At 58.7% G+C, this 5,699-nt stretch carries 8 protein-coding genes; all 8 read left to right on the forward strand.

All coding sequences use genetic code 11. The annotated features are described in order from the left end of the window. Nucleotides 1-160: 160 nt before the first annotated feature. Complete coding sequence (locus HKL97_RS10750; protein WP_291425170.1) at nucleotides 161-400, forward strand: hypothetical protein; 240 nt, start codon at nucleotides 161-163, stop codon at nucleotides 398-400. Between the two features lie 402 nt (nucleotides 401-802). Further along, entirely contained in the window at nucleotides 803-1,555 is a 753-nt protein-coding gene (locus HKL97_RS10755) for a bifunctional DNA primase/polymerase (protein ID WP_291425171.1), read from the forward strand. Beyond that, nucleotides 1,555-3,384, forward strand: coding sequence for a hypothetical protein (locus HKL97_RS10760; protein WP_291425173.1), 1,830 nt, complete (start codon nucleotides 1,555-1,557; stop codon nucleotides 3,382-3,384). The genes HKL97_RS10755 and HKL97_RS10760 overlap by 1 nt, the downstream gene beginning before the upstream one ends. 80 nt (nucleotides 3,385-3,464) lie before the next feature. After that, nucleotides 3,465-3,806, forward strand: a complete 342-nt coding sequence (locus HKL97_RS10765; RefSeq protein ID WP_291425176.1) for a hypothetical protein — start codon at nucleotides 3,465-3,467, stop codon at nucleotides 3,804-3,806. A gap of 3 nt (nucleotides 3,807-3,809) precedes the next feature. After that, nucleotides 3,810-4,130: a hypothetical protein gene (locus tag HKL97_RS10770; protein ID WP_291425178.1), complete on the forward strand. Its 321-nt coding sequence runs from the start codon at nucleotides 3,810-3,812 to the stop codon at nucleotides 4,128-4,130. Nucleotides 4,131-4,132: 2 nt separating this feature from the next. Next, nucleotides 4,133-4,759, forward strand: a complete 627-nt coding sequence (locus HKL97_RS10775; RefSeq protein ID WP_291425180.1) for a hypothetical protein — start codon at nucleotides 4,133-4,135, stop codon at nucleotides 4,757-4,759. 84 nt (nucleotides 4,760-4,843) lie between these two features. After that, nucleotides 4,844-5,275, forward strand: coding sequence for a DUF5681 domain-containing protein (locus tag HKL97_RS10780; protein WP_284256688.1), 432 nt, complete (start codon nucleotides 4,844-4,846; stop codon nucleotides 5,273-5,275). Next, a complete protein-coding gene (locus HKL97_RS10785; protein WP_291425184.1) occupies nucleotides 5,272-5,478 on the forward strand; it encodes a hypothetical protein in 207 nt (68 codons plus the stop codon). Before HKL97_RS10780 ends, HKL97_RS10785 begins: the two co-directional genes overlap by 4 nt. The last annotated feature ends 221 nt before the right edge of the window (nucleotides 5,479-5,699 follow it).

The following is a 5,699-nucleotide window of genomic DNA, read 5'->3' on the forward strand; positions in this document are numbered from 1 at the left end:
AACCATACACCGAGTCTAGAATATTCGCTTACCGCGCCGGAATCCCCCCAGAGCAGAATTCCCCTCCACGATTCAATTATTTATCAACAGACCCTTAGTCACGCTCGAAGCAAGAATCAGCCTGTTAAAATTTAATGCCGAGCAAGCCAAAGTACCGGCTATGCCGAAGAATGAGGGGATGGGGCAGCCCGAAAAATCAAGCCTAAAGCGGTTTTCCGATGAGGTTGCTTTTTTTTATCACTTGGTTACGGGCCGTGCGCCAACAGTCATCACAAACGACACAATAGCTGGTGGCCCATTCATGGAACTGCTTAACGAAATTTTTGGTATTCTTGAAATTAAAGGGAGCGTGGAATCCCAAGCGCGCGCGGCGATCTTGAGATTTAATAGCGAAAAATAAGCGACTAATCTCCCGGTTACGGCGCGCAAAAAAAAATGCTTATCCTGTTCTGTTCAGCAAACAAAACGGAGCAGACATGACCCCTACACCCGAATATGCAACCATCCCCCAGTGGTGCGCCCTTAGTGGATTGAACAGAACCGCGACTTACTTGGCACTTAGCCGGGAGCAGTTGCGCGCTGTAAAACTTGGCCGCCGCACTCTGGTTCACGTCCCTAGCGGCTTGCTTTGGCTTAACAGCCTGCCCGCCGCATCCGTGAATCTCGCCGCCGCCAAAGCCGCTTAAAAACCAAAGCCCGCGCAATGCACGGGCCTGGGGACTACGAAACGGGCTGCTACCTCACAAGAGTAGTCTAAAACCCCCGGCCAGATAGTGCAAGCGGAATCCTAAAGGAATCCTCTATGCCGAACCCCTTAGACCTCGCCCTAAACTACCATGCCGAGACCGGCTACCCGCCTTTCTTCTGCAATGAACACAAGCGCCCCAACTGCCCTGGCGGGTTTCACACCGCCGCGCATGATCCCGATGGCATCCGCGAATTATGGCAAAAACACCCCGGCCCGCTGATTGCCGTTCCTACCGGCGAACCGTCCGGCGTGGCCATTTTGGACATTGATGCAACCAAGCACCCCGAATCCGCCGCATGGTTTTGGCAACATGCCGATGAGCTGAAAACCTTGACCATCGAGAGCCGTTCCGGTGGCTGGCATTGCTACTTTCAGCACCGGCCCGGCCTGACATGCACCTCCGCGCTAAACCGCATCAAGGGCGTGGATGTACGCGCCACGGGTGGCTATATCATCGCCTGGGCAGCGCATGGCTATAGAACGCTCCTGCAAGCGCCTATAGCGCCCTGGCCGTCATGGCTTACCCTACCGGCGGAAAACCGCCCTGAACGCGCCCCCAGCCCGCCGCGTGTGCCGGATGATGCCAATATCGGCAAGTTAATGCGCTGGGTTGTGTGTGCCGGTGAAGGCGAACGCAATGCCCGCGTGTTCTGGGCCGCGTGCAGATTGGCGGAACAGGTTGCCGCCGGAACCCTGGGCCATGCTTATGCCGCCGCCTTGATCGAACAGGCAGGGATTGCCGCTGGCCTGCCCGCGCTTGAAGCCAAGCGAACAGCACAATCAGCCTTGAACGGGAGGGTTTCATAATGACCGAATCCCCCTCTCCTAAGCCGCGTTCCGCCGCGCAAATGCAGGAAATCATCAAAAATTCCGGCGGTATTTATTCAGGTGCGGAATCGTACTTTGCCACCCCGGCCAGCGATGACCGCCCCAGGGCAAAAGCCCTGAAAATGCGCGTGGTATCGCGGGAACAACCCAACCAGGCCACCGCCGATGCAAAGGCCGCAATCGCCCGCGCGCTGGTGCCTGACCTGATGATCAACTTTGGCGATCTCCCCGCCGGGGTAAAAGCCGCCGCGAAATTGCTGGCCGAAACCGGGCGAGTTTACAATATGGGCGGCTTCCCCGTGCGGGTTATAGCCGAGCCAGGCGAGGCTGTACGGATTGCGTCCCTCTCAAATCATGCCGTTACCATGCAGGTTCATGAGCTTTGCCGGCCAATAACCTTGAATAAAAAACAGGAAGAAGTGGCGATTACATACCCCGAACGCGCCGCTAAAATGCTGGTTGATTGTGCGGAAGGTTTCTCCAAACTGGACGGCATCGCCAGTGCGCCGATACTTTCCGAAGGTGGCGAGATTCGGACGGCGGAAGGCTATGACGCCGCAACCCGCCAATGGTGCAACAATATGCCCGCCGTAAATGTTCTGGCTACGCCAAGCCGCGCCGATGCCGAGGCCGCATTGCTAACACTTCGTATAGCGTTCTGGACCTTCCCTTATGCCGATAGCGCGCGTGTCGTCATCGGCAACATGAGCGTTGTGGATACCAGCAAACCGCCGGGCGAGGCCGAGAGCGCCTTCCTATGCGGCCTGTTCACCGCAGTATGCCGCGCCTCGCTTTGGCTTGCACCGGGGTTACTTGTCACCGCGCCGGACGTTTCCGGGGCTGGTTCAGGCAAGGGCCTGCTGATTCAGGCGATATGCGCCATCGCGTTTGGTTCACCCCCGGCGGCCTTCACCGCTGGCAGCGAAAAAACCGAACTGGACAAGCGCATTGCGTCCGAACTCATGCAAGCCGGGACTGCGCTGTTTTTGGATAACGTGAACAGCACGGCGTTAAAATCTGACACCCTCGCCAGCGTCATCACCGAACGCCCCGCGCGCGTGCGGATATTCGGTCAAACCAAGATGGCATCGCTCAATTCAACCGCCTTCATAGCGATCACCGGCAACGGCTTGAGCGTTTCCGAAGATTTAGCGCGCCGGTTTATCGCGCTGGAACTTGACGCAAAATGCGATGATCCCGAAGGCCGCAGTTTTCCAGAGGGGCGCGATGGTTTTCTTGACGGCATCAAGGCGCGGCGCGGTGAATTACTCGCCGCCGTGCTGACCGTCTGGCGCTGGGGCAGGCAGAACGAAGCAGTCCTAAAAAAAGGCAAACCTTTAGGTGGTTTTGAGACCTGGGCGCGCTGGATACGCGATCCGCTGTTGACGCTGGGTTGTGCTGACCCTGTGGCCCAAATTAGCAGGGCGAAGGCTCATGATCCGCGCCGCCAGCGAATTACGGAACTTTTCGAAGTGTGGTGGAAACATCACAAATCCGGGGCGATGAAGGTGGCGGACCTGCATGATGATGTAAAAAATCTCGCAGACCCGCAAGGCAGGAGTAGGCAATTCCTGAACGCCGCCATCGCCCGGATGACCGGAACGCGGTCAGGTGGCTACGCGATGACCCGCCAGGAAGCCGCTGGAGAATGGGGCACGGCAACGTATGCCTTACAGAACGGTAACCGCCCGCAGGAAGCAAGCCGCGCGGTGCGCTGCACAAGGTGCGGAACCGAGGGCCAATTCGCGGGCGGCGCGAATCTTGATGGCTGGTTGTGCGCCGCGTGTCATCCTGGCGATGGGGGGTGACGCATGACCCACGCCCGCAACGTTGCAAACTCAATGTTAGTTTGCTTGCCTATTTGGCGCGATTCAGTTATTATTGTTAAATGATCGAATCGGCCCCTACATCCCTGAATCTCCCCCGCGACCTGGTGCAGCGCATTGACGAAACCGCCGCCCGCGCGATGGAAGCCCGCCGGGTGGCCCTGAACGAAGTCTCGCGCGTTGTCGCCCCGATGGCGCTGGATGGCGCAAAGAGCGCAGAGGATATTTACGGCATCGGTTTGGACGCGCTGGGGGCAGACCTGCGCGGCGTTCCCCGCGATGGCTACGGCGGCCTTTTCCGGGCAATTCGCCGGGCTGGCACCCCGTCCCCCGCCGCGACAGCTGCCGGTGCTGCTGCGCTGGCCGCAGTGGCACCATCTACCGCCCGTATTCGGAAAGGCTGAGCCATGCGCTACGGTTTGGACGAACTGACCGAGACGTTAACCAAGGCCGCAATGGCGAAGGCGCTGGAAGCTGAAACCGCGCGGCGTGAAGTGTTGCCGTTTCTGGGCGAGACTTTTGGCGGGGATGCCGAGGCCCTTTATAAAGAGGCGCTGGAATCGTGCGGCGTTGACCTGGCCGGGATCCCGCCGGACCATTACCGCAGCATGTTGCGCCTGATTACGCCTTCGGGGGAATTAGCGAAACCGTCATTCGCGCAAGATTCCGCCGCACGGAAAACCCTGGCCGCACAATGCCCGGCAACATCACGAATCAGAAAGGCTTGACGATGGCAAAAGACCCCGCACGCGAAAAACTCCGCCAAGCCATCGCCGCACGGAAAGCGAAGATTGCCCGCCGTGACCAACTCGAAGCCGCGCAAACCCGCGCAACTGCTGCAATCCGCGATGCCGACATTAAAATCACCCAAGCGCAGCGCGAGATAGGCGAAGCGCGCGAGGGCCGGGCAAAAGCCGCAGTTGACGCAATGGTAGCCGGTGGCGACCATGTGGCAGTCATGCCGAGCATCACCCGCCAGCGCGCCGCAATCACGGAGATCGAGGATGCAAAACTTATTGCCGAGCGCGCTCTCGAAAAAATCCGGGATGAGCTGGAGGATATTGAGCAAAGCCTGATTTATAAAATGGCGATTGACGAAGGCATGGCCGAGGTGCTGGCCCCGCATGTTGTGCGGTTGATTGAGCGCACCGATGAGATTGAGCGGATGCAGATTCAAAACCGCGCTGAATTGAATCTGTTTTCCCGCTTCGCGCCTGAGTCCCATCAACATCGGTTAGCCGTGGCCCGAGGGCTGCAATACCGCACTACCCCATTGCCGACACCGGACCTTGCGCCGTGGAAAAAGCTGATTGCGGACCTCGAAAACAACGCCGATGCACCGCTTCCAAAAATCTAAATCGGGCAGGCCAGACCCCCTGGCCGCGATCCCGCCGCCGCTGGGGAACCTTTCGCCCTGGCGGCGGCAATACGGGGGCCGCGCATGACTGATAATTCTGGCCCCAAGCAGGCGGGGCGATTTAAGCCCGGCCAGAGTGGCAACCCTGCTGGGCGACCTAAAGGCGTGCGCCACAAGGCGGTTGAAGCCCTGGACCTGCTGGGCCGGAACGCTTCTGAGGAAATCCTTCTCGCGGTCATCAATTCGGCTAAATCCGGCGATGCCCGAAGCGCCGAGCTGGTGTTGCGGCGTATCTGGCCCGAGGTGAAGAGCCGCCCCGTGGTGCTGCCGCTGGAGCCTGTCACGGATGCCGCCAGCGCCCTTGAAGCCCTGGGCGCGATCACCGCAGCCGCCGCCGATGGCGTCATCACCATAGACGAAGCGCAGGGGCTGGCCGGGCTGATAGAGACCACGCGCCGCACCATCGAGACCGCCGAACTCGAAACCAGAATCGCAGCATTGGAAGCCAAAAAATGAAGCCGATTGAACGCCGCCTAGCCGCCCTGGAAGCCGTCCGGCAATCAGCCGAGCAGACTATCGTCATCCGCCGAACGATCGTTGACCGGATGCCCGATGGCACGCTGAAAGAGACGCTGTACTCCGAGATAAACATCGGCAACGTCCGGGTGACGCTGCCTGACAATGGCCGTGATGACGTGACGAAGTTGACTTTGTCCTAACCTGGCAGGAAGCCGATGGAAATTAGATCAGCACCTCATAAACTCGGAACACACAGACTATTCAGATGCCTTAAAACTCCACTTCTCACGTGTGTGTTAAGGTTGGTTATCCTCTGTAAAAACGGCTATCCGATGCACACATCTCTGAGCGTCTTGAATTAACGCCGAAGAGCTGATTCACTGACTGCTGATTTGCTCGGGAGGTTTGTATGGGCATCAGC

Source organism: Acidocella sp. (genome assembly GCF_013044125.1).
GTDB lineage: Bacteria > Pseudomonadota > Alphaproteobacteria > Acetobacterales > Acetobacteraceae > Acidocella.

Excerpts from the sequence above, each read along its gene's own strand:
- HKL97_RS10785 (WP_291425184.1), top strand. The coding sequence starts at position 5,272 with ATGAAGCCGATTGAACGCCGCCTAGCCGCCCTGGAAGCCGTCCGGCAA.
- HKL97_RS10750 (WP_291425170.1), top strand. The coding sequence starts at position 161 with ATGCCGAAGAATGAGGGGATGGGGCAGCCCGAAAAATCAAGCCTAAAG.
- HKL97_RS10770 (WP_291425178.1), top strand. The coding sequence starts at position 3,810 with ATGCGCTACGGTTTGGACGAACTGACCGAGACGTTAACCAAGGCCGCA.
- HKL97_RS10780 (WP_284256688.1), top strand. The coding sequence starts at position 4,844 with ATGACTGATAATTCTGGCCCCAAGCAGGCGGGGCGATTTAAGCCCGGC.
- HKL97_RS10760 (WP_291425173.1), top strand. The coding sequence starts at position 1,555 with ATGACCGAATCCCCCTCTCCTAAGCCGCGTTCCGCCGCGCAAATGCAG.
- HKL97_RS10765 (WP_291425176.1), top strand. The coding sequence starts at position 3,465 with ATGATCGAATCGGCCCCTACATCCCTGAATCTCCCCCGCGACCTGGTG.
- HKL97_RS10775 (WP_291425180.1), top strand. The coding sequence starts at position 4,133 with ATGGCAAAAGACCCCGCACGCGAAAAACTCCGCCAAGCCATCGCCGCA.
- HKL97_RS10755 (WP_291425171.1), top strand. The coding sequence starts at position 803 with ATGCCGAACCCCTTAGACCTCGCCCTAAACTACCATGCCGAGACCGGC.